General features: G+C 41.2%; 21 protein-coding genes. 10 read left to right on the forward strand and 11 right to left on the reverse strand.

Translation table 11 applies throughout. From position 1 onward, the window contains the following. Positions 1 to 45: 45 nt before the first annotated feature. On the reverse strand, positions 46 to 960 hold the full coding sequence (locus tag CTER_RS21680) for a hypothetical protein (protein WP_004629276.1): 915 nt from the start codon (positions 958 to 960) through the stop codon (positions 46 to 48). Positions 961 to 1,162: 202 nt separating this feature from the next. On the opposite strand from CTER_RS21680, the gene CTER_RS21685 reads away from it, so the two are divergent. Then, on the forward strand, positions 1,163 to 2,053 hold the full coding sequence (locus tag CTER_RS21685; RefSeq protein ID WP_040761860.1) for an AraC family transcriptional regulator: 891 nt from the start codon (positions 1,163 to 1,165) through the stop codon (positions 2,051 to 2,053). 24 nt (positions 2,054 to 2,077) lie between these two features. Here CTER_RS21685 and CTER_RS27195 read toward each other — a convergent pair whose 3' ends face one another. The 6 genes from CTER_RS27195 to CTER_RS21715 all read right to left on the reverse strand — a co-directional run bounded on the left by CTER_RS27195 (position 2,078) and on the right by CTER_RS21715 (position 8,805). Beyond that, positions 2,078 to 3,325 (reverse strand): S8 family peptidase, encoded by a 1,248-nt coding sequence (locus CTER_RS27195; RefSeq protein ID WP_004629445.1) that lies wholly within the window; start codon positions 3,323 to 3,325, stop codon positions 2,078 to 2,080. 213 nt (positions 3,326 to 3,538) lie between these two features. Then, positions 3,539 to 4,579, reverse strand: coding sequence for an NAD-dependent epimerase/dehydratase family protein (locus tag CTER_RS21695; protein WP_040761844.1), 1,041 nt, complete (start codon positions 4,577 to 4,579; stop codon positions 3,539 to 3,541). Positions 4,580 to 4,593: 14 nt separating this feature from the next. Further along, on the reverse strand, positions 4,594 to 5,634 hold the full coding sequence (locus CTER_RS21700) for an alpha-ketoacid dehydrogenase subunit beta (RefSeq protein WP_004629332.1): 1,041 nt from the start codon (positions 5,632 to 5,634) through the stop codon (positions 4,594 to 4,596). Positions 5,635 to 5,753: 119 nt separating this feature from the next. Next, a complete protein-coding gene (locus CTER_RS21705; RefSeq protein ID WP_004629311.1) occupies positions 5,754 to 6,722 on the reverse strand; it encodes a thiamine pyrophosphate-dependent dehydrogenase E1 component subunit alpha in 969 nt (322 codons plus the stop codon). 53 nt (positions 6,723 to 6,775) lie between these two features. Continuing rightward, positions 6,776 to 7,687, reverse strand: coding sequence for a nodulation protein NodZ (locus CTER_RS21710; protein WP_004629319.1), 912 nt, complete (start codon positions 7,685 to 7,687; stop codon positions 6,776 to 6,778). 44 nt (positions 7,688 to 7,731) lie between these two features. Next, positions 7,732 to 8,805: a mannose-1-phosphate guanylyltransferase gene (locus CTER_RS21715; protein WP_004629382.1), complete on the reverse strand. Its 1,074-nt coding sequence runs from the start codon at positions 8,803 to 8,805 to the stop codon at positions 7,732 to 7,734. Positions 8,806 to 9,045: 240 nt separating this feature from the next. Between CTER_RS21715 and CTER_RS21720 the strand changes: the two genes are divergently transcribed. Together CTER_RS21720 and CTER_RS21725 are read left to right on the forward strand one after the other, a co-directional pair. After that, a complete protein-coding gene (locus CTER_RS21720; protein WP_004629378.1) occupies positions 9,046 to 10,110 on the forward strand; it encodes a sensor histidine kinase in 1,065 nt (354 codons plus the stop codon). Between the two features lie 81 nt (positions 10,111 to 10,191). Then, positions 10,192 to 10,812, forward strand: a complete 621-nt coding sequence (locus CTER_RS21725) for a response regulator (RefSeq protein ID WP_004629395.1) — start codon at positions 10,192 to 10,194, stop codon at positions 10,810 to 10,812. 119 nt (positions 10,813 to 10,931) lie between these two features. Here the strand turns inward: CTER_RS21725 and CTER_RS21730 are convergent, their stop codons facing one another. The 4 genes from CTER_RS21730 to CTER_RS21745 are packed head-to-tail and all read right to left on the reverse strand — an operon-like array spanning position 10,932 to position 14,770. Next, positions 10,932 to 11,969 (reverse strand): glycosyltransferase family A protein, encoded by a 1,038-nt coding sequence (locus CTER_RS21730; RefSeq protein WP_004629307.1) that lies wholly within the window; start codon positions 11,967 to 11,969, stop codon positions 10,932 to 10,934. 56 nt (positions 11,970 to 12,025) lie between these two features. Next, entirely contained in the window at positions 12,026 to 12,697 is a 672-nt protein-coding gene (locus tag CTER_RS21735) for an acetyltransferase (RefSeq protein ID WP_004629380.1), read from the reverse strand. Further along, positions 12,694 to 13,821: a DegT/DnrJ/EryC1/StrS family aminotransferase gene (locus tag CTER_RS21740; RefSeq protein ID WP_004629369.1), complete on the reverse strand. Its 1,128-nt coding sequence runs from the start codon at positions 13,819 to 13,821 to the stop codon at positions 12,694 to 12,696. The genes CTER_RS21735 and CTER_RS21740 overlap by 4 nt, the downstream gene beginning before the upstream one ends. Before the next feature lie 49 nt (positions 13,822 to 13,870). Then, the gene (locus CTER_RS21745) at positions 13,871 to 14,770 is read right to left on the reverse strand and encodes a glycosyltransferase family 2 protein (RefSeq protein WP_004629309.1); all 900 of its coding nucleotides are present in this window, start codon (positions 14,768 to 14,770) and stop codon (positions 13,871 to 13,873) included. Positions 14,771 to 14,913: 143 nt separating this feature from the next. On the opposite strand from CTER_RS21745, the gene CTER_RS21750 reads away from it, so the two are divergent. The 7 genes from CTER_RS21750 (at position 14,914) to CTER_RS28950 (ending at position 22,907) form a co-directional block, all read left to right on the forward strand. Continuing rightward, entirely contained in the window at positions 14,914 to 15,975 is a 1,062-nt protein-coding gene (locus CTER_RS21750; protein WP_004629338.1) for a glucose-1-phosphate thymidylyltransferase, read from the forward strand. Between the two features lie 35 nt (positions 15,976 to 16,010). Beyond that, positions 16,011 to 16,994 carry a dTDP-glucose 4,6-dehydratase gene (rfbB, locus tag CTER_RS21755; protein ID WP_004629299.1) on the forward strand — a complete coding sequence of 328 codons (984 nt, stop codon included), beginning with the start codon at positions 16,011 to 16,013 and terminating at the stop codon, positions 16,992 to 16,994. A 213-nt stretch (positions 16,995 to 17,207) separates the two neighbouring features. Next, positions 17,208 to 17,549 carry an EamA family transporter gene (locus CTER_RS21760; RefSeq protein WP_004629423.1) on the forward strand — a complete coding sequence of 114 codons (342 nt, stop codon included), beginning with the start codon at positions 17,208 to 17,210 and terminating at the stop codon, positions 17,547 to 17,549. Positions 17,550 to 17,990: 441 nt separating this feature from the next. Beyond that, positions 17,991 to 20,435: a leucine--tRNA ligase gene (leuS, locus tag CTER_RS21765; RefSeq protein WP_004629432.1), complete on the forward strand. Its 2,445-nt coding sequence runs from the start codon at positions 17,991 to 17,993 to the stop codon at positions 20,433 to 20,435. A 271-nt stretch (positions 20,436 to 20,706) separates the two neighbouring features. Next, positions 20,707 to 21,273: an accessory gene regulator B family protein gene (locus CTER_RS21770; RefSeq protein WP_004629404.1), complete on the forward strand. Its 567-nt coding sequence runs from the start codon at positions 20,707 to 20,709 to the stop codon at positions 21,271 to 21,273. 299 nt (positions 21,274 to 21,572) lie between these two features. Continuing rightward, on the forward strand, positions 21,573 to 22,274 hold the full coding sequence (locus tag CTER_RS28945; RefSeq protein ID WP_242835047.1) for a hypothetical protein: 702 nt from the start codon (positions 21,573 to 21,575) through the stop codon (positions 22,272 to 22,274). 18 nt (positions 22,275 to 22,292) lie between these two features. Continuing rightward, a complete protein-coding gene (locus CTER_RS28950; protein WP_242835049.1) occupies positions 22,293 to 22,907 on the forward strand; it encodes a sensor histidine kinase in 615 nt (204 codons plus the stop codon). Positions 22,908 to 23,013: the final 106 nt, after the last annotated feature.

Raw genomic sequence — 23,013 nt, forward strand, 5'->3', positions numbered from 1 at the left:
TCCTTTCATCCTCCAAAAAATAGTTATCAACCCATGATAGCCGCGCTACGGCACCAGCAAAAATCCCTGTTCCTCCACTGCCAGCTTGCTTTTAGGGGTTATCCGTATAGTCTGGGATACCCTTTCAATTACGCCCTTATCGGCAAGATAGTCAAATACATCGATTATATAATGACTATCTACACGAAAATGCTTTGCAATGAGAGTGCTGGTTTTTATTTCATTATCACCCATAAATTCAATAACGGGTTTTTGTATGATGTCCAGCTTGCTCATAAGATATCCGTCAATTTTATCGATGGCCGCTTTTAGTTCTTCAATGCTGTAGTAGCGGGACATAGCCTCCTGATAAAATGTCTTAAGCAGGCCGGGATTAAGTGCGACCGCTTTCTGTATGGATTCGCGGGAAGCCGGGATGCCGGCCAGGCACAGCTCCATGTTTGCAATAACTTCTGCCGCCTTCAGGATATAATACTGGGTATAAATAGGGTCTTCCCTGGCTGTAAGCCACTTTTGACACTTGTCATAAATGCCTATGAGTTCACCTGCCATATAAAATACCGACAGTGCAATATCGTCACTTCCAATGATCTTAATATCTTCAAAAAAATCATATAAACTTTCATCTGTAGTGTAGACAATTTTCCCTTTTGAAAAATATGCCTGCATAAAAGACCCTCCGATATTTCGTTCCATGTATCTTCTAAAGGAGCTTCTGACAGTAATGTAAACATTAATTGTAATTCCGTCCTCAATGATGGAATAGCTGTCGTTTTTCAGATTTTGGTCACGGACTACCAGAGTCATGTCGATATCACTTTTTTCCCATATCATATCGTAAGCCAAACTTCCGCTGACAATCACTGCGATGACATTGGGATCACCCTTGATTTTCTCAACAAAGCTGTCAACAGCTCCGTTATATCTTTCCTTTAGTCCGGCCTGACGTTTCTCATCCATATTCGGTCTCCCTTCCCTGGTAGTCCGTAACATCCATATTCATATTTATATGTTACGGACTATCAGGCTTTTATAAATAAATGGTTGTTGTTAAAAAAAGGTTATTGTATGATTATACTTAATCCCATTTGCAAAAACAGGACAAAAATTGCGGAGGTTAATGGGACGATTCCTTTGTCTCATTGGGGAAATGGAGGCTGATTTGGATAATCACTTGCTGGAGTTAATAAAAGAAACCACCGGATTCATAGAAAGTAATCTTCTGGAACCGTTAAACCTGGATAATATATCAGAAAACGTCAATGTCTCCAAGTTCCATCTTCTAAGAATATGGAAGGGTGCCACCTTCACAGGTTTAATGGAATATGTCCGCAGGAGAAGGATCGCCCAGTCCCTGAGTGACTTGATCCATGAAAGAAACAGCATAGAATTCATTTCATCAAAATACTCCTTCGGCAGCGAACGTACCTACAACAGGGTGTTTAAGGAAGAGTTCGGCATAACTCCGGCAAAATGGCGCAAAAATCCCTGTCCCCTGGAAATTCTGGACAGGTTTAATGCGAATTTTATGAATTGTGCCGGAGAAGGGCTTGTCTTTCTCCGTTCAATAACCGTGCTGCCCGCCTTTTCAATTGCAGGTCTGGAATACAGGGTTGAAGTGGAGGATAATGCGGTCAATCAGACAGCAAACAAGCTGGGTGTGGATTTCTTTTACAATCACAGGCTCAGAGTCTTTAATCCGGTGGACAAGGATGTATATATCGGCCTTACAACTGTTCCGCCCCATGCGGAAGGGTATACCTTTTATCAGCCCTCCGTGGGGATTGATCAGAGCAGCATTGTTCTTCCCGATATGAAAATAAGGAATATCCAACCGCACAAATACGGAGTTTTCACATACATGGGCCCCCACAGGCCGGAAGAAATCTCTTCAAAGACTTTATCAGGAATATGGGAATATATTTTTACCACATGGATACCCAATGTGGATTTTAATCTTAAACAGAAGTTCCGTTTTGAACGGATAAATTACGCAAAATGCAGCAAGCAGTATAGTGAATGTGATTTATATTATCCCATTTCCTACATATAGCCTGTATTCAACCTTTAATTCTGATTAATCTTTGTTGACGGCAGTTTCATAATCATTCCCGAATTTGGCAAATAAACCTGTAATATAAGAATATAATCCGTCTATTTCCAAATCATCTCGCAGAGCAAATGTCCTGGCCTCATTAGAGCTTTTAATTTCAATTCTTAAGTCTTCATAAACATTTATATTAATATCAGTATCAAAATTGCTTTCCATATCATTTATGCAATTCTGTTTACGCTGATTTGCCATATCAACCGATACAAGCATAATATCCGGATCAAAAACATTAAATATCATCTGTAGTGCCCCGGTTATAAAATCACCTTTATTTTCAATAAAACTGCTGATGTTTATGTACCCGGCGCAATAATCCTGCCCTGTCTTTCCTTCAGAAATATTTATTGCATTGTACCCGTCCTTCCTGAATGCATCGGTAAGCTTTCTGCCCAAATACTCGGGTTCCTTTCCGCAATAATTATACAATGCAATAACCGGAGCATCCATATTTCTGTCCACCATGCTGTAAGAGGTATGATTGCAGGGCAGGGGTTTCTCCCTTTCAATCCTGTCAGTAAGTATTGATGCTTTCTTTAATTTTTCTCTAATATCAGGCAATAAAATATCGGGATTATTTCTAATAATTTCGTACACCAAAGCAGTAATGAGAGGTGCGGCATAGCTGTTACACACGGAAGTGGTTTTGCTTTCACCATTGAATTTCTCCAGTTTGTGACCTCCATTAGCAGTTATCTCTATTCCGTCAGGTGCTTTCTGATTGTAAATATATTCTTTTTCCCCAAGCTTATCCTGACAGTCGCACCTGACTCCTATAACATCTCCCAGTGAAGCCGGACAGGTAAAAATATTTCTGTTATTACAAGCGGCAACTATTACAACACCTTTTTCACGAGCATAGCTCACAGACTCTCTTATTTCATTGAAATCCCTGTAATCTATAGTTCCAAGGCTGAGATTTACCAGCCTTATACCATTGTCTGCGCACCATTTCAAAGCTTTGATCAATTGAGCCTTCATTCCAGTATGTGATTCACCATCTAAAATCTTTATACTGGACAGAACCGTCTCAGGCGCATATTTATTAATTATAGCAGCACAGGTGGTTCCGTGGGACGGTATAAAAGGGTCATAATCAACCCTTTCACACATTTTTAATTCAGGTGTCACCTGGATGTTATGTTTAAGTTTTCCTATTTTATACAGCTTTTCATTTACACCGTCATCAATAATTGCTATATGTGGTTTATACATATCCAAACTGTATCCTTTTCCTTATTTACATTTAGTAGTCGCTCCAATATTAATGATTCAATTAAAATTTTATGTAAACAATATGTTTTTCGTTGAGCTTTATTCAATAATATATTATATTAATTATACAATTTCTATTAAATTTGTAAACTGATACCACGAAATTAATAAAAGCCCGAAACCTGTTCTTCCAGCGGTTAAGGGCTCTTTTTATCAAAAATTGTAGTTTCTGCGGTTCCATTCGATTGTCCTCCTTAGCCCTTCACTCATCGGCTTGAAGTTATCCAATCCGAACTCCGAACATATCCTCTCTATACTCAGCTCCACATGCTGAGGAGAAACCTTTACCTTTTCGGCAAAGTTGTATTCGGAGTTCTCCACAGAAAGCTTGCTCCCGGTGATGGCGCATATCTCTTCCGCAAGCTTTCGAATGGTGATGCTTTCCTTTCCGCCTACGTTGTAAACCAGCTGAGTGCCGTACAGCATAACATTGAGCAGCATTAGTACGCAATCGGCAATATAGCAGAATGTTCTGACCTTGCTGCCGCTGTCCATCATAATGATTTCCTTTTTGTTGAGAGCCTGCCTTATAAACTGGGTTAAAACACGTTCATCATTGGCACTGACCCCGGGGCCATAGGTCATTGATATCCTGGCTATCTTCGCATTGACATTTTCATAGTTCTTGTATGCAAAGCAAAGAGTTTCCCCGATCCGCTTGGCCTCCGAGTATATGGATCTGATGTTCACGGGTGAACACAGTCCTGGGAACTCCTCACGGGTGGGTATGTTATCCGCATCAGGCTCCCCGTACACTTCCGATGAACTCATATACAGAAAATCTGCATTGTTTACCCTGGCCTTCTGAAGCAGCTTTTCTGCGACCACCGTATTCAAATGTATTGTATCCAGATAATTTCTTAGAAATTTGCCCGGCTGTGCATATGTGGCCCCATGGATGATATAGTCGGCTTTCTGCAGCATATCCAGCGAGTCGGGCAAATTCAGATCCAGCGGATGAAATCTGTAATTGCTATCAAACACTTCGCTTAAGGCCTTATTGGGAGTGCTTCTGCTGACGGCCTCAATATTTATGCCTGTATCGTTTACCACATTGGAAATATGAAGCATATATATGAGATAGGTGCCTATGAGGCCGTTAGCCCCTGTTATGAGCACTGTTTTTCCCTTGAGAGGTGTTAAATCAATTCGTTCAATATATTCCCTGCAGTCCTGTTCCATATATTTATCCAAAGCATGTTCCCCCTTTATTTCAGAATCCCCCTGACTGCGTCGCATATGGTCTCGGAATCCGGATAGTATGCCTTTTCCAGTACATCGCTGGTGGGCGTCGGACAATCCGGACAGCAAACTCTGACAATAGGCTCCTTCAAATAGTTCAATGCCTTTTCAGATACTATTGCGGCTATCTCTGAGGCTGCCCCTCCGGTTCTTGGGCCGGTGTCGGTTATTATTAGCCTGCCGGTCTTTGCCAGGGATTCAAAAATGACTTCCTCATCGATAGGCTTGATGGTTCTAAGGTCAATGACCTCGGCCGATATATTTTCAGCCTCAAGCTTCCTGGCAGCCTTCAGTGCTTCGATAACCATATAGGATATGGCCACTATGGTTACGCTGCTGCCCTTTTTTCTTACCGCACCCTTTCCGAAAGGTATGGAATAAAGGGTATCGGGAACCTTACCCATGGTTTTATACAACCACCTGTGTTCTACAAAAAGGACCGGGTTGTTATCAATTATGCTTGAGATCATTAGTCCCTTGGCATCATATGGCGTTGCGGGCACAGCTATTTTTAGTCCGGGCACATTCATAAGCATACCCTGGATACACTGGGAATGCTGTGCACCCGACCCCCAACCTCTGGCGCTGATAGTGCGGACCACCAGCGGCACGCTGACCGCTCCTCCCGTCATATAACTCCACTTTGCCGCATGATTTACCAGCTGATCAAAAGACAGCAGGAGGAAATCCATGCGGGCATGCACCAGGACAGGCCTCAGACCGGCCATGGCAGCACCGGAGGCAATGCCGGTCAGAGAGTTCTCGGCAATGGGTGTATCAAATACCCGGTGTCTTCCGTACTTTTCATGCAAGCCCTTTGTTGTACCAAAGACCCCTGAGACATCATCAATGCCTTCTCCCATGATGAAAACCCGGGAATCCCTGTCCATGGATTGATCCAGAGCCTCGTAAAGCGCATCCTTATATGATATGATCCTTCCGGACTGTGATTCATCGTCTATAATAAATTTATCCTGCTTTTCAACCTCAATTGTCGTCCAGGGCATTATAAGACCTCCTAACTATGATATCTAACCGGCTGATGCATTCCATATTTTATTTACATATGGTCAGGTCGTAACTATGGGGCTGCCTCGTCCTTTGCCAGCCGGCTGCCTGTGTCACATCATCCTGCATAAACAAAATCCAGAAGCTCTTTGGGCTCAGGTTTGGGTGAATTGACTGCAAACTCAAAGGCTTCATTTACCAGCCTTTCAATCTCGCTGTTAATATTATCTTCAAATGCTTTATTAAGGAGACCTGTATCATAGAGATAGTTTGTATACCATCTGATGGGGCATTTTGACAGCCAGTAGTCATACTCACTTTGTGATCTTTGACCCTCTCCCACATCATTGACCGTCCCGATATGTCCTTTCCATCTATAGGTCACACATTCCAGCAGTGTGGGCCCCTCCCCTTTTCTGCACCTTTCAATGGCATCGGCGGCATATTCGGACACTTTTACAACATCATTCCCGTCTATCTGATAACCGGGAATACCATAGCTTTCGGCCCACCTGTATATATTGTCCCCGGGATGTCTGGCAGACTGGTGGGAATTTATTGCATACGCATTATTCTCGCATATATAAACAGCGGGCAGCTTCTTTAAAGAAGCAAAATTCAGGCTCTCGTGAAAAGTACCTTCATCGACGGCACCGTCCCCGAAAAAAACCGCACTTACCTTTCCATCCCCTGAAATTTTGGAAGCAAGAGCAGTTCCTGTTCCCAGCGGGATACTTCCGCCAACAATGGCTGTTGACCCAAGTATTCCCACCTCGGGAGCCATCAGATGCATCGATCCCCCTCTTCCTGAGGAGCACCCGGTCCTTCTCAGGTATAATTCAGCAAACATTTTATTTATATCACCGCCCTTGGCTATATATTGAGCGTGACTTCTGTGTGTTCCGAAAACATAATCCTCCCTGCGGAGGTTTGCACACACTCCTGCCGATATGGCCTCCTGACCGATTGACAAGTGAATAGGCGTTTTCATTTCATCATTTTTATACTCGCTGTCAATCTTGAATTCCACTTTTCTGATTGTCAGCATAATTCTATATAATTCAAGAAGTTTTTCTTTCTCCAGCATCAAAATACTCCTTTCACATTTGCCAAATAAACTATATGTCTCTGGTTTCCAGCCTAATATAACAGCTTTACGGCACTCTTATCCCAATCCTTGAGTTCACTTATAGCCAGTGAAACGTTTGAATAGCCGTTGCCTATAAGGCAATCGCATCTGGCCGCCAGCCATGTATCCTTAATGATTTCCAGTCCTTTCCTCGCCCTGTCTTCATATTCCTGAAAGTGGGAACCCGGCCCCCGCTGCAGAACCCTTCTGCAATCTGTGTTAATAATATTTCCCGGATACATCTCCGAGTACTGTTCCAGAATGTCACTGCAATCTGTCAAAAGAAACAGTTTTGCATCCGGATTAATTCTCAATTGTTTGTTAATCTCATAGGGGTACTGTTTATTGAGTTCAAACAGATATTCAACCTCCACAACCTTGTCACTTCCGCGGATATGTACTGCTATAAGCGTATTCCCTCTCATATGGGACTCGTAGAACTCATCTATTTCATCAGAAACCGGCTGCTGAAGCCTGATATATTTTTTCAGCATGGCACCGTATAAATATCTGGAAATAAATCCGTACATAGGGTGCTTCTCAATCCAGTACATCATATTTTCAGGTTCAATGAAGCAGTTTTGAACAACCACATCCGCATCACAATCCATAATATCCTCAAGAGTAATTTCCGTATTATAAAATAAGCCCTCTTCCCGGAGATTGTCACTCCTCCACACCTTTGGGAAGTAGGTAAACTTCTGGTTTTCAAGATCATTTATACTATAGGGCGACACCGGCCGGAAAAACTGCCCGAAGGCATCCGCACTGTCATCAAGGCTGTACATACAGTTTTTCCCCCAGTAGACAACCGGTATCCTTCCCGATATTTCAGCAAAATACAATTGAGTCAGCACATGGTGCATATCAAACCAGAACCCATTACCCGTGGACTTAATTAACATAAATTTGCGCAACTGCATACCATCCTCCACTACGATGTAATTTCAAGCCAGACTGTTATTTGCTATAAAAGGTTCTCATACCCATTCTGCTTTAATAATTCCACAAGGCCTTTCACATCCTGGGCCCTTTCACGGGGACAAACAATAATAGCATCTTTTGTATTCGCCACAATAAGATTGTCAACTCCTACAGTTGTTACAAGTGCACCGTCACTGAATATTATCGAATTGCCGGTATCGACTCCCAGATGCTTTCCCTTTGTTTTATTTCCGTTCCCATCTGTCTTAAAGGTTTTGGATAATGAATCAAGACTACCGATATCATCCCAGTCAAATAGTCCTTTTATTACATAAATACAGTCGATCTTTTCAAGGACGCCATTATCAAAAGATATATTTGGTATTTTATTATATGCTTCGTCAAGATATCTGTTACCGTTAGAGCGGCTTGAATTATCCACTGCCCAGCTGATATTCCTGTCATGCTCGGGTAAAAACCGCCTTATACTGCCAATAATCGCATCCAGACTGCCTACCAATATGCCCCCGTTCCAAAGGAATTCTCCCGATTCAAAAAATTTTTTTGCAGTTTCAATATCAGGCTTTTCAATAAACCTTTGAACTGTCATAACCCTTTCGTCGTCACCTCTTTCGGTATCAATCTGGATATACCCGTAGCCGGTTGCAGGATAGGTAGGAGTTATACCCACAACTACAAGGGATTTTGTTTTATCTGCCGTATCATATGCCATTTCTATTGCCTCCTTGTATCCTTTCCGGTCAGTAACATAGCCATCGGCAGGAACAAAACAGACCAGGCCCTCTCCAAATCTCTTTTTTAAGGTGACGGCGGCATACTCGATACATGCTGCGGTATTTTTCTTTTGAGGCTCAAGTATAATATTTTTACGGGGTATTAATTTTTTTACGGTACTGAGGGTTATATTTTTTAGGCGTTTATCTGTTACTATAAAACAATGGTCGGCAGGAACAGTCTCACATAAGCGCTCAATAGTTTGTACCAGCATACAGCTGCCGTCATCGACGCTTATAAACTGTTTTGGCCTCACCTCTCTTGAAATGGGCCATAATCTGGTGCCTGAACCTCCCGACATTATAACAACGAATCTTTCCATTTAAATCATTCTCCAAAATAATATCGTTTTAGTCTATCTTATGTAGCGTCCTATATTGAGGTTCTTATTATTTTAATTTTTATGTAAACCAGCATGGCCCCTAATACTTGAAATCACTTTGAAATGGCCCTTTTTAACATATAATAAGACTGCATATTACCTTGTTGTGAAAAATACAGATGCTTGGTAAAATATTTGTATGATATCCAGTCGACTTTACCTGGAGATATGGCGGTTCATATGATTGAATTAGTTGATAAGGCAGTTATTTTTATAGCTTGTGTGATATTGTATATAATTGATGCAGGCGATGCCGCAAGCGTCATTCCCGTAATTGTAAGCCTGACCCTTTCAGCCCTGAACAGTTACTTTGATAAAAGGCAGTTCAGGATTATAGCTTTTTCAGGCTATATATTACTATGTCAGTTTGCACCGGAGTTTTTGGTATTTGTTCCGGTACTCTTTTATGATATTTTTGCTGCAAGGGAGCAATTGCTTGCCCTGGCGGCATTCATCCCCTTCATCACACATAATTATATACACTCGAATACCTTGTTTCCTGCAGTGGTAGTCCTTTCTGCTTTTTCATACCTGCTGAAATTCCGCACGTTTAACTTTAAAAATATCAGAAAGCAGTATATGATCCTGAGAGACACTTCAAAGGAACGCTCACTTCTTCTGGAAAAGAAAAATAATGAATTGATGGAAAAACAGGATTATGAAATCAACATGGCCACTCTTAATGAAAGAAACAGAATCGCTATGGAGATCCACGATAATGTGGGACACCTGCTTTCAAGATGTCTTCTTCAGCTGGGAGCTCTAATGGCCGTAAATAAAGAGGATAGCCTGAAGGAAAACCTATCTTCAATCAAAAATACACTTTCCCAGGCGATGGACAGCATCAGGCGCAGTGTACACAATCTCCATGATGAGTCCATAGATCTCCGCACACAGATCACCGGACTGGTAGATAATTTTAAATTCTGCCCCATATCCCTGGATTATGATATTACCGGAACAGTTGATAAAAGGTTGAAGTATTGCCTGATAGCCATTGTCAAGGAAGCCCTGTCAAATATTATCAAGCATTCAAATGCCACAGAGGCAACAGTGACCTTGAGGGAACACCCCGCCCTTTACCAGCTTATTATCCAGGATAATGGAAGCGTAACCGGCTATAACCTTGAGAACGGTATAGGTTTAAGTAATATTTCCGAGAGGGTTAAAGCCTTTAACGCCAATATTGACATAAATACGGACAACGGCTTTAAAATATTTATATCAATACCCAAATGGAACTGATTCTCACATCTTACCCGGCTCACGGTAAGAACGTGTAATAATTTCTTTATGTTGTGAGCCGGAAAGGCCAACGGTATTTTAATGAAAGTTTTGGTGGTTGATGATGATAAACTTGTTTGCGTTTCTTTAAAGACCATATTGGAGGCAGACCCCGAAATCAGTGTTATAGGCACCGGAAACAACGGGAAACAGGCAATCGAGCTGTACCGCCGTCTGGAACCGGATATTTTGCTGATAGACATCAGAATGGACACAATGACAGGGCTTGAAGCCGGAGAGGTACTTTTAAAGCAGTATCCAAATGCCCGCATACTCTATCTTACAACTTTTTTGGATGACGCCTATATAATCAAGGCTCTTAAAATCGGTGCCAAAGGGTACCTCCTGAAGCAGAATTTTGAAAGTATTGTGCCGGCTCTCAAGGCAGTATATATGGGCCAAAGCGTTTTTGGAGACGAAATCAGCACAAAGCTGCCCGAGCTGTTACATGGCACTGCTTCGGCTGTTTTCTCAAATTATGACCTCACCGACAGGGAAATCGAACTTCTCGTTCAGATATCAGAGGGCCTTAACAACAGGGAAATCTCTGAAAGCATGCATTTGAGTGAAGGAACGGTACGTAATTATATCAGTGTTCTGTTGGAAAAACTCCATCTGAGGGACAGGACCCAGCTGGCGGTTTTTTATTATAAGAACCGTTAATCTAACAGCAGCCCAACCGGTCAAAAAGGCCTGTTGAGCTGCTTCTGTCAAGGCTGCCGCCCTGTATAGTCTAAATTATCATGGTCATGGTCATGGTCATGGTATTGGTATTGGTATTATTATTTTATCTCACCATAGTTGTTGGAATTTTTGACATAGTAATTAAAGTTTTCTTTGGCCCATTCCTGATTGTATACATGATTTTTAACCGATTCCGGGTCATGCATGGAGGCGCAATAGGCCGTTCTCTTTCCTTCCTCTATCTCCTTGAATGTCTCAGTATACTTCCATCCATTTCTTTTTACAAAGGATTCATTCATATTTGCTCTTTTACTCAGCAGAAAACAGGTATTTACGCTCCTGCTAAGTTTGCAGTATTCCCTGGCCTGACATTCATCACACCCGATAAACTGTTTCATATCGATTTCGACGGTAGTCAGGTACCCAACCTTAAAGGAAGTGTAATGGTGCACTCTGGGAGACAGTTCAGCATCGCCATATCCATTTTCCTCCGACCAGTATCCAATTTCATTAATGAGTTCAGGTCTCAAGCACTGGAGCTGTCCAGGTACGAAATCCAGATCAACACCTACTGCCGCATTTTTCAGTTCAAGGTAGTTTATATCTCCCTTAACCCGGGGTATGACAGGGGGCATATATCTGGGATAGGGATCGTCCCTCATTACTCCCAGCACACCGACTTTGGGAAATGCCTTAAACACCTCCATAAATCTTGATATCCAGTTGTCGGTCTTAATATAAACATCACTGTCAATAGTCATAAAATACTGATTGGGCTTTCTTTTGGTAAGACTGAGATTTAAAGGATAAATGGGGCCCTGGTTCAACTCGAACCTGGTTTTGGATTTTATACGCTTGTCATTGAGACTCTGGATATAATCCCAGGTATTATCTTTGGAATTGCTGTCAATAATATGCAGCTCAAAGTCGTCGTCACATTCAAGAATCCTTGATAGATTCCTTTTTGTAAGACCCAAACGGTTCATGGTGACATAGTTTATAAATAAGGGTGGATTATTCTCTGCTTTTCTGTGGGTTTCACTTTCTTCATTACTTTTGTTGAGCAGGTTTCGTGTAAACTCCTTTACTGTGTCGGTAAAGCTAGTGACATTTTCGTTTACTATTGATTGTTTCATATTTTCAATTCCCTTCTACATATTTTGCGTTAATCTAATCCAGTGGTCTGTGACTTTTAGGTGTTACAGACTACTGTTACAGGTTGATGAAATTTTACGGGTTTTGCAGGTACTCCAACAGCAGTACAATTATCAGGAATATCTTTGGTTACTACCGCCCCCGCCCCTATGATGCTCCAGCTTCCGACGCTCCTTTGAGGAATAATGTCGGCTTTTGAGCCTATTTCACAACCATCGCCTATACTTACATTTCCTGATAGAGTAACATTCCAGTACAACGAAGAGAAATCACCTATAACCACATCATGCCCAATCCCGCAGCCGGGATTGATAGATACATGATTTCCGATTTTTATATTTACAGATATAAAAGAATTACAGCAAATGACATTTCCATGCCCCATCTCAACAAATTTGCCAATTTTAGCATCCGGGTGTATTAAATTAATATAATTCAAGCCATATCCGGATATTTTTCCAACAACTGAATATTTTGCCCTGGGATTTCCTATGGCACATATTGCAGCAACTTTGTTTGACCCGTTTTTCTCAAGCCACTCAAAGCCTCCCAATACCTGGTTTGAATTTATTATCGTCCCATGTTTCTCGACTGTCTCATCCACATAACCCAGAAGGTTCCAGGTTTTTTTGTCCATATTAATGTCATCTATGAGCTGTGCCACTTCTCTTCCAAAGTTGCCTGCTCCTATAATAACTATATCTTTCATGGCCTTATCCCTTTGATAATATCGCAGATTTTTTCCACATGATCAGCAGGCAATCTTCCGTGCAGAGGAAGGGAAAGTACCGAATCGGCAACCTTGTTGGCTATGGGAAGCCTGGAGGCTGCCGCAGAGGGGATATCCCTGTAGCATTGGAAATTGCTGCAAAGCGGATAGAAATATCTGCGTGAAATAACATTATACTCTTTCAATTTCGAAAAAACTTCATCACAGGATAAACCATATTCATCCCTGTCAATTTTGATAACGAAGTACGGGTAATTGTGTGTTACACCTTCTACATCGCTGCTCACAGTAATGCCGGGGATATTATCAAGATATTTCCGGTATAACTCCGTGACCTTTTTTCTACCCTCTATTTCGGCCTCAACTTTTTTGAGCAATAGAATTCCAACAGCCGCCTGAACCTCATTTAACTTTCCATTGGTCCCCGGTTCCATAACCGTGCCGGTATCCAGTATTCCGAAGTTTCTCAGCAAATCGGCACGTTCTTTTAAATATGGAGTATTAAAGGTTAACGCGCCGCCCTCAATGGTATGATATACCTTGGTGGCATGAAAGCTGAACATGGACACATCTCCAAAAGCTGAAACGGGCTTTCCGTCAATTTTTACTCCAAAAGTATGGGCTGCATCATACAGCACCTTCAGGCCGTATTTATCGGCAATTTTTTGAATTTTTTCAACATTGCAGGGTCTCCCGAAAACATGCACCGGCAAAATGGCTGTCGTATCCTGTGTAATCAGGGCTTCAATGCAGTCAGGATTTATATTGAACGTATCTTCTTCAATGTCGCAAAAAACAGGTTTTATATTGCTCCACATCAGCGAATGGACTGTGGCTGCAAACGTAAAGGGAGTGGTTATTACTTCTCCCGACAATCTTAATGCTCTGCAGGCTATCTGCAGTGCAACGGTTCCGTTTGAAAAAACAGAAAGCTGCTCCGAGCCAAGATAACCGGCAAGCTCCCTTTCAAGCTGCTTTACCATAGTGCCGTTGTTGCTCAGCTGGTTACTGGCCCATATGGCTTCCAGCATTGCCGAAAGTTCTTCAATTTCCGGAAGTAAAGGCTTCGTAATAAAAACAGGCTCTTTAAATGGCTCTAACATAGTTATTTCTGCACCACCTTGAGTTCTCAGTAATTTTTGCATATATCCATTATTTTGTATTGTCGATATAAAATTTGAAGTTATCCAGAGCCCACTCCAATATAAATGCATGCTCTTCAACTGAAGCAGCATCAAGGGAGGATGCGCAATAGACCGGCCGTTTGCCGCTCCTCATGTCATTTATTGTCTCTTCGAATTTCCACTTGAATTTATTTTTAAATACATCATTTAAATACCTCTTCTTGTAAATCGAAAAGCATGTCTCACTGGGCTTATTCAAAGTGCAGCGGCTATTATTCTGACATTGGCTGCAATCCAGCGACTGGGGCATTTTTATGCTTATTTCGGGAACAAAGCCAGCCTGATAGGATGAATAGTTGTTCACTCTCAGGGAAATTTCCGCTTCACCGGCATAATTTTCCTCGCTCCAATAGCCCAATTGCTCAATGAGTTCCGGTCTCAGGCATTGACAACATCCGGGGACAAAATCACCTTCCAGTTCCGGAACAGAATGCATCAGTTCAAGGTATGATACTCCATTCCTTAACTTCAGTATAACCGGAGGATAAAATACCGGGTACGGCTCCCCTTTGACAACGCCCAGAAGTCCCACTTCCGGAAATTCGTTAAATACTCTTATAAATTTTGAAATCCAGTCTTTTGTTTCAATATATACGTCGTTGTCTATTGTGATGAAATATTGCTCAGGTTTTCTTCTCATGAGATTTAGATTTATTCCGTAAACCTGACCTGCATTTACTCCGACATTTGTTTTCGATTTTATTCTTTTATCCTTCAGACTCTGGATGTATTCCCATGTGCCGTCAATTGAGCCGTTATCTACCATGTGCATTTCAAAATCATCCGTTGATTCAAATATTGCGGCCAGATTTCTTACCGTTAAGCCTAATCGGTTAAAGGTAACATAACTTATAGCAGGAGGTATCATAATAATTATCCCTTTCTCTTTTAGTTAATAAACTTATTTACATAATATGATACCGGTTAAAATATGTTACCTATGGATAGTTCTTAGCACATATTAATTACCGTTTAAATATTATGTAAATATAAAAACCAAGGAGTGATACTGTGAAAGCATTAATATTAAGTGGCGGTACCGGGACCCGTTTAAGGCCAGTGACCTTTACGAATGCCAAGCAACTGCTGCCTCTGGCCAATAAACCCATACTTTTTCATATAATTGAAAAGGTAGCCAAAACAGGTATAAATAAAATTGGTATTATCGTTGGAGATACAAGTGAAGAAGTTATGAGGACAGTTGGCAATGGTGACAGATGGAATGTCGATATCAGCTATATTCATCAGCCTTTGCCCTTGGGACTCGCCCATGCAGTTAAAACTGCCCGGGATTTTATTGAGGATGAAGACTTTATAATGCTTTTGGGAGACAATGCATTTAATGTCTCTCTGGACTCTTTAATTAGGAATTTTCGTACCAATAATGCCGATTCTACCATTATGCTGTACCAGGTGGAAGATCCGTCACATTATGGAGTTGCTGTAGTAGAGAAAAATCATATCACTAAACTGGTTGAAAAACCTAAAAACTTTATCAGCGACTTAATAATAACCGGAGTATATATTTTTAATAAAAATATTTTTAAAGCAATTGACAACACCTCCCCTTCGTCAAGGGGTGAGCTGGAAATTACCGATGCCATCCAGGAACTGCTGTCTACTGGAGGAAATGTTACTTTTGAGATCCTGCAGGGTTGGTGGAAGGATACGGGAAAATTGCAGGATATTCTGGATGCCAACCGGATGATTCTCGATGAAATTGACACGTATAACCAGGTTTTATCAAAAGATAATGCAGTTTATATGGGGAAACTATTGATCAGTAAAAGTGCCTGTATTAAAAACAGCATCATTGCAGGTCCTGCTGCAATCGATGAGGACGCAGTTATCCTCGACAGTTATGTAGGCCCTTATTCTTCAATAGGGAAAGGAGTTGTAATCAACAACTGCGAGGTGGACAACTGCATAATACTGGAAAATGCCCGGCTGGAGGGCATAGATAAAAGGATCAGCGGCAGCCTGATCGGAAAAAATGTATCCATCAGGTCGGCCGGCAAAAGACCCTATTCCAATTCATTTCTTTTAGGTGACTGCAGTGAACTGTATCTATAGAATCAATATACAATAATCAAGGAGGTGGTTTTATTATGAAAGTTTTACTGGTTACAGGCGGAGCAGGTTTTATCGGTAGTAACTTCATAAAGTATTTTATGAACTCGTACAGAGATTTCGTTGTTGTAAATTACGACAAACTGACTTATGCAGGAAATTTGGAAAATTTAAAGGACGTGGCAGAACTGCCGAACTATCACTTTGTTAAAGGTGATATATGTGATAGTATACAATTTAATAAAGCATTGCGCGAATATGATCCGGACTATATCGTGAATTTTGCGGCCGAATCCCATGTTGACAGAAGTATCAGTGATCCGTTGATTTTTGGCCAGACAAACTTAATTGGAACATTGAATATACTGGAATGTACCCATAATTTCTGGAGCAGAGACGAGTATGCACAAAAGCGGCTTCTTCAGATTTCCACCGATGAAGTTTATGGCAGCCTTGAGAACGCCGACGGATTTTTCACAGAGGCTTCGGATTTACTGCCCAACAGCCCATATTCAGCATCAAAAGCTGGTGCCGATTTGCTGGTGCGGTCTTTTTATAAAACTTACGGATTGCCGGTAATCATAACACGCTGCTGTAATAACTACGGTCCCAACCAGTACAGGGAGAAGTTTATCCCCACATGTATTTCAAAGGCCCTTAAAAATGAGCCCATACCCATATACGGAAATGGCTCAAATATAAGGGAGTGGATACACGTAACCGATCATTCCGAAGCAATTGTCAAAGCTTTGTTTTCCGGTAAACCCGGAGAAATTTACAATATCGGCAGCGGTGAAGAAGTTAACAATATCGAAATGGCACGGATGATTCTTACTATTCTTGGCAAACCACAGGACTCCTTTATATATGTCAGTGACAGATTGGGACATGATAACCGCTATGCGTTGGACAGCACCAGGGCTAAAAATGAACTTGGCTTCTCCTGCAGTTATAAATTAAAGGAAGGCCTCCTTGAAACAGTTTTATGGTATAAAAAAAACCAGTTCTGGCTGGAAACTTAGATATTTTTCGCCTTCACGGGGAGTATTGCAAACATGGATTCATATCTCATCTTTGTATTGCTCCCGTACATAATTCATTAAGCTGCGGATGGATTATGATTTTTTTGTTTTTGGGCATATTAGTAGTCTGTAACATCTAAATCCGTACATTCAGGCGATTATAGCCGACCGATTTGCATATACCGTCACAATAAATTATTTGAGGAAGCAAATATGCCTATTAAATATATAGTGCTGACAATTTTGAACTCTGCAATAACCATCTCCGGACAGATTTTATGGAAGATGGCCGTTATAAAAACTGCCGGCTATACCTACAAGCTGCTTATAAATCCTTATATTATTTCAGGGATTATGGCATACGGCCTGTCCACGGCACTCTGGCTTTATATCTTGTCAAAAATACCACTTTCAACAGCATACGCTTTTACAAGTACAGCTTATGCCTTCAGCCTCTTCGCCGGATACTATATTTTTCATGAAACCATCACACCCTATAAAATAATAGGTACTGTTTTCATTCTGACAGGGGTTGTTTTCTTTGCAAAAGTGTGAAACAACATCAATGAAGTGAAGAAACAACATGAATAAAGGCAGTTGAAAAAATTCCTCATATATGATACGCTAATAAAGATTTTACAAGTTATAAATAACAGGTTATGAAGCGGAATAGTAAAAGGCAATGAACCTACAGAGAGCCGTACAACGCATATGCGATGGTGGAAGTGCGGCAGGCTGCATACTTTGAACTCGCCGTGGAGCTGCTGCTAATAACAGCCGTATATCTACGTTACAAGATATCAAGTGAGCTTTTGAGTACGGACACCATCCCGGTTTGGTACAAATACCGGCTGATATACCGTGACCCAAAACTAACAAGAGTGGTACCGCGGATTAACCCGTCTCTTTTTCAGAGACGGGTTTTATAAATTTTATTATTTTTTAAATTTAATATTTAATATTTAAGGCTACAATTATTTTAAAGGAGATGATTAAATGCCATACTCAGCAGATATAGATAGAAAGTGGCAGAAGAAGTGGGCAGATACCGATATTTACAGGTTCAATCCCCAAAACATAGACAAAAAGCTCTACTGTCTCGAAATGTTTTCATATCCGTCAGGTTCCAATTTGCATGTCGGGCATTGGTATAACTACGGCCTGACCGATTCCTGGGCCAGAATGAAGAGAATGCAGGGCTATGAAGTATTTCATCCGATGGGCTTTGACGCTTTCGGTCTGCCTGCAGAAAACTATGCTATCAAAACAGGTATACACCCGCAGGATTCCACACTCAAAAACATAGAAACCATGGAAGGCCAGCTCAAGGAAATGGGAGCGACCTTTGACTGGAATTATGAGGTCAAGACCTGTATGCCTGACTACTATAAATGGACACAGTGGCTGTTCCTGCAGCTTTACAAGTCGGGTCTGGCCTACAGAAAAAATGCTCCTGTAAACTGGTGCCCGAAATGTAACACAGTTCTTGCCAACGAGCAGGTTATCGACGGCGCCTGTGAAAGATGCGACACCGAAGTAACAAAGCGCGACCTGACGCAGTGGTTTTTCAAAATAACCGCCTATGCCCAGGAACTGCTGGACAAACTGGATACCATAGACTGGCCTGAGAAGACAAAGAAAATACAGACCAACTGGATCGGACGTTCCGAGGGAGCCGAGATATGCTTCAAGGTGGCCGGCCAGGATATAGATTTCAAGGTGTTCACAACAAGGGCGGATACACTTTACGGTGTGACTTATGTCGTGCTGGCGCCGGAAAATCCCATAGTGGACAAAATCACTGCTGCCGATAACAGGGAAGCAGTGGAAAATTATATCAGAGAAACAAAGAAGCAGACTGAAATCGAAAGACTTTCAACCGTTAAGGAAAAAACAGGTGTCTTCACCGGCGCCTATGCCGTTCATCCCATAACAGGTGAACAGGTACCCGTGTGGATTGCGGATTATGTACTTGCAAGCTATGGTACAGGCTGTGTTATGGCGGTTCCTTCGCATGATGAACGTGATTATGACTTTGCAAAAAAATATAATCTTCCTATAAGGAGGGTTATTAAGAGTGCAGATGGTTCAAACGACGAACTGCCTTACTGTGAATACGGCGTTTTGGTAAACAGCGCTGAATTTGACGGGATGCCTTCCGGAGAAGGAAAGCTTGCAATTGTTAAAAAGCTGGAGGCAGATAACAAAGGCAGTCTGAAAATAAACTACAGACTCAGAGACTGGCTGGTTTCCAGACAGAGGTACTGGGGCTCCCCCATACCTGTGGTTTATTGTGAACACTGCGGTGAAGTGGCGGTCCCTGAGGAAAATCTCCCTGTATTGCTGCCTTACGACGTTGAGTTTGCTCCCGATGGAGAATCACCGCTCAAAAAGAGTGAAGAGTTTATGAGCACAACCTGTCCAAAGTGCGGAGGTCCTGCCAAAAGAGACCCTGACACCCTGGACACCTTTGTCTGCTCCTCCTTCTATTACTTGAGATATGCCGACAATAAAAACAGTGAAAAGGCTTTTGACACCGAATGGATAAACAAACTCCTGCCGGTTGACAAATATGTGGGCGGAGCCGAGCATGCGGCAATGCATCTGCTCTACGCAAGATTTATAACCAAAGCTCTGAGAGATCTTGGTCACCTGAACTTCGACGAACCCTTCCTCTCCCTGGTGCACCAGGGTACCATCCTTGGGCCGGACGGGAACAGAATGAGCAAATCAAAGGGAAACACCATTTCCCCTGATGATTACGTAAGGAAATATGGTTCGGATATTTTCAGAATGTATCTTGGTTTCGGCTTCAACTATGTTGACGGCGGCCCGTGGAGCGATGACGGCATAAAAGCCATATCGCGTTTTACCTCAAGAATTGAACGTCTTGTGGAGAGCCTTGCCGAGCAGAAGTCCAACCAGGCCAGAACAGATATTGACAAGGATGATAAGGAATTGAATTTCGTCCGCCACAATGCCATAAAGGGTGCGACACAGGATACCGACAGGTTCCAGTTCAATACCGCAATCTCCCGCTGCATGGAGCTTGTAAACGCATTGTACAAGTATGATGCAGAAGTAAAGACTAAAAATATCAGGCTGTTTGAAGAGACTATAGCCGACCTGATAAAACTGGTGGCACCATTTGCACCTCACTTTGCGGAAGAAATGTGGGAACAGCTTGGATACGGGTACTCCGTTTTCAATCAGAAATGGCCTGTATTCGATGAAAAAGCTCTTGTTAAAGATACCATAGAAGTAGCTGTGCAAATCAACGGCACGGTCAGAGGTAAAATAGAGATACCTGCCAATGCTGACAACAGTGAAGCCGAAGCGGCCGCACTGGCAGACGAAAAAATCAAACAGTTCCTTGAAGGCAGGGAAGTCAAAAAGGTTATTGTTGTTAAAGGCAGACTGGTGAATATTGTAGCAAAGTAAAACTTAACTTAAAGTTAAAAAAAGAGCCCGCATGTATCCCCTGAAAGGATATGAGCGGGCTTTGCAATAGAAGCAAAAAAATTAAAATGCCGATCAGGATATTCAATTAACTCGTGGTGCTAATTGAAGTTTTATTTTACTTTACAGATGAGTTTAATTAAGATCAATTGGTACAACTTGTTAAAGTAATTCCTTACGCATTCAAATCTATCTTCCCTTATGTTTTATGATATGGTAGCATTTGATTATAATATATGTTGCCGGAGGTCCTATGGAAATTACCTTCTACAGAAAACTTGCAAACAAGGTTGCTGATGCAGTCATATCCAATGCCGAATACTCGGAGGCCGAAGCCAGGAGAATACGGTATGGTCTTGTTTGTATTTTTTCCGATCTGTATAAATTTATCCTGCTGCTGATAGTTTTCACCCTGTTCTCGGCCACACTGGAATATTTGCTGGCCTTTGCAGTTATACTTTTGCTCCGCCCTATTTTGGGAGGCTATCATGCAAAAAACGAACTTGTCTGCCTTGCCGTATCCTTCATTACAATGGCAATAAGTGTCTTTGCCGGTAAGCTGGATATAATCCCCGGCTTTATTCAGATTATTCTTGTAATCGTTCTGACAATAACCGGTGCAACAATTGCTCCTGTGAGAACAAGGAAGGTGGAGGAAAGAACAGGAATATACAAAATTCTGGCAGCTACTTTAACACCTGCAATATTACTGCTTGATTATTTCTACATACCTGCACAAATATTACAGGTTTCTGTTGTTACAACCTATTTATTATCAGTATACCAACTGCTGAAAAATAAACTTTTTAATAATATTTAGTATATTTTTTAAAAAACCATTGACTTTTATGTAGATTAGAGGGATTATTTATATATAAAATGTCGAAAATGGAGTGATTCTATTGAAAAAACATTTATTGAGATCAATCGGTTTACTTTCTTCGTTTGTAGCAGGTTTAGGCGTTGGCGTACTTAAGTTGATATATTTCTACGAGCCTAAGGAATAGTCTCACTAATTAATTGAAATCAAGTACCGGGAAAAGCCATAAACATATGTACGCCTTGTATGTATTTATGGCTTTTTTCATATCTATATCTGCTTAAGGAGGGTAATCCGAATTGTTTACTGTCAGTGAAGTGTTATTTACTATTTTAGAGGGTTTTATCATAATATACACCTTTGCCCTGTTATCCGGTTTTAGGGAAAATGTAATCAAAGAGAAGTTTAAATACATATGTTTTGTTACCATCTATACAGTATATACTTATTGGATATCACTTTTTGTTCCGGCAGGTTTTCATACCTTAATCATATTAATTCTTACCGTTGCCGTGTTAAACTATATGTTTAATGGAAAAATATATAAAAGCTTGATTAAGGTTTTTTTAATTACATCATATGTAACTATCATTGAGACAGTTGTAGCAATGTTTGCCCTGTTGGCCACCAATATTCCCATGAGCGAACTGCTTAAAAACAGCCTTTATGTATTAATATGCAGTATTATCAGCAAGACAGTTGAATTTCTTGGATTATTCATCTTTTATAAAAAGCCTGTCAATCTGGCATGGTTGAATGACAGTAACCCTTATCAGTCAAAATATAAACAAATACTGATTATAATATCAACAGTATTAATATTCTTCGTATACGTTAATATTTTTCTATCAGGCCAACCCCAAAAAGCATACCTTTTTAACCTGTTTTCTTTTGTTATCTATTTAGTTCTGATGGTTGCAATGTTTTCAGCCTTTCGGGAAGGCTCCAAGCTGGAGCTGCTCCAATATGCAAACGAAATGCAAAAGGACAGTGTCCGGTAGCTGATTGATTTTAATGAAATGGTGGCGAAGGAACGCCACGAATACAAAAATCATCTGAATACCATCTTTGGTCTCTGCACACTTAACAAGCCCGATTCCACCGAAAGGATCAAGCACTATATAAATAATTTTGCAAACAACAGCTCTACAAAGAATATATCCACAGACTCCGGCAATGATTTTGTGGATGCAATCATCAACGTAAAGTATAACAGTGCCTTCAGGAGAGGTATCGAATTAAGGGCCGATTTTGAGGAGCCCTTGTCTTCAGCCGGCATTGCGGAGGATATGGCTGTTACCGTCATTTCAAACATAATAGACAACGCCTTTGATGCCATGAATAATGTTGACAGTGAAAACAAGTTTGTCCATCTTCAGACCTATGTAAAGGAAGACCGGTATTTTATCTCCATTTCAAATAATGGACCCATGATCCCGGAAGCCGATAGAAATAAAATATTCAATGCAGGATATTCCACAAAGGATAACCCCTCCAAAACCAGAGGCTTTGGACTCAGCATAGTGCAAAATGAACTTACCCGCTGTAACGGTGACATAAAAATAAATAGTACTGAGGAATTAACAGAGTTTCTTATCTCTTGTACGGCAAAAGGCCAACAGCCCGCTGTCTGACCGGTTCGGGGTCGGTTTATTCCATAGTCAACGGCAAGCTTTTCAGTTTCTGCGCTTAGATGATTTTCAAACCAATGCTTATTCAAATAATGGTAATTGACATGAA

Source organism: Ruminiclostridium cellobioparum subsp. termitidis CT1112, assembly GCF_000350485.1.
Classification (GTDB): Bacteria; Bacillota; Clostridia; order Acetivibrionales; family DSM-1351; genus Ruminiclostridium; species Ruminiclostridium termitidis.

Excerpts from the sequence above, each read along its gene's own strand:
- rfbB (WP_004629299.1), top strand. The coding sequence starts at position 16,011 with ATGAAAGTTTTACTGGTTACAGGCGGAGCAGGTTTTATCGGTAGTAAC.
- CTER_RS21680 (WP_004629276.1), bottom strand. The coding sequence starts at position 960 with ATGGATGAGAAACGTCAGGCCGGACTAAAGGAAAGATATAACGGAGCT.
- CTER_RS21725 (WP_004629395.1), top strand. The coding sequence starts at position 10,192 with ATGAAAGTTTTGGTGGTTGATGATGATAAACTTGTTTGCGTTTCTTTA.
- CTER_RS21720 (WP_004629378.1), top strand. The coding sequence starts at position 9,046 with ATGATTGAATTAGTTGATAAGGCAGTTATTTTTATAGCTTGTGTGATA.
- CTER_RS27195 (WP_004629445.1), bottom strand. The coding sequence starts at position 3,325 with ATGTATAAACCACATATAGCAATTATTGATGACGGTGTAAATGAAAAG.
- CTER_RS28950 (WP_242835049.1), top strand. The coding sequence starts at position 22,293 with ATGGTGGCGAAGGAACGCCACGAATACAAAAATCATCTGAATACCATC.
- CTER_RS21740 (WP_004629369.1), bottom strand. The coding sequence starts at position 13,821 with ATGTTAGAGCCATTTAAAGAGCCTGTTTTTATTACGAAGCCTTTACTT.
- CTER_RS21730 (WP_004629307.1), bottom strand. The coding sequence starts at position 11,969 with ATGAAACAATCAATAGTAAACGAAAATGTCACTAGCTTTACCGACACA.
- CTER_RS21760 (WP_004629423.1), top strand. The coding sequence starts at position 17,208 with ATGCCTATTAAATATATAGTGCTGACAATTTTGAACTCTGCAATAACC.
- CTER_RS21710 (WP_004629319.1), bottom strand. The coding sequence starts at position 7,687 with ATGCAGTTGCGCAAATTTATGTTAATTAAGTCCACGGGTAATGGGTTC.
- CTER_RS21705 (WP_004629311.1), bottom strand. The coding sequence starts at position 6,722 with ATGCTGGAGAAAGAAAAACTTCTTGAATTATATAGAATTATGCTGACA.
- CTER_RS21770 (WP_004629404.1), top strand. The coding sequence starts at position 20,707 with ATGGAAATTACCTTCTACAGAAAACTTGCAAACAAGGTTGCTGATGCA.
- CTER_RS21745 (WP_004629309.1), bottom strand. The coding sequence starts at position 14,770 with ATGATACCTCCTGCTATAAGTTATGTTACCTTTAACCGATTAGGCTTA.
- CTER_RS21700 (WP_004629332.1), bottom strand. The coding sequence starts at position 5,634 with ATGCCCTGGACGACAATTGAGGTTGAAAAGCAGGATAAATTTATTATA.
- leuS (WP_004629432.1), top strand. The coding sequence starts at position 17,991 with ATGCCATACTCAGCAGATATAGATAGAAAGTGGCAGAAGAAGTGGGCA.
- CTER_RS21735 (WP_004629380.1), bottom strand. The coding sequence starts at position 12,697 with ATGAAAGATATAGTTATTATAGGAGCAGGCAACTTTGGAAGAGAAGTG.
- CTER_RS21715 (WP_004629382.1), bottom strand. The coding sequence starts at position 8,805 with ATGGAAAGATTCGTTGTTATAATGTCGGGAGGTTCAGGCACCAGATTA.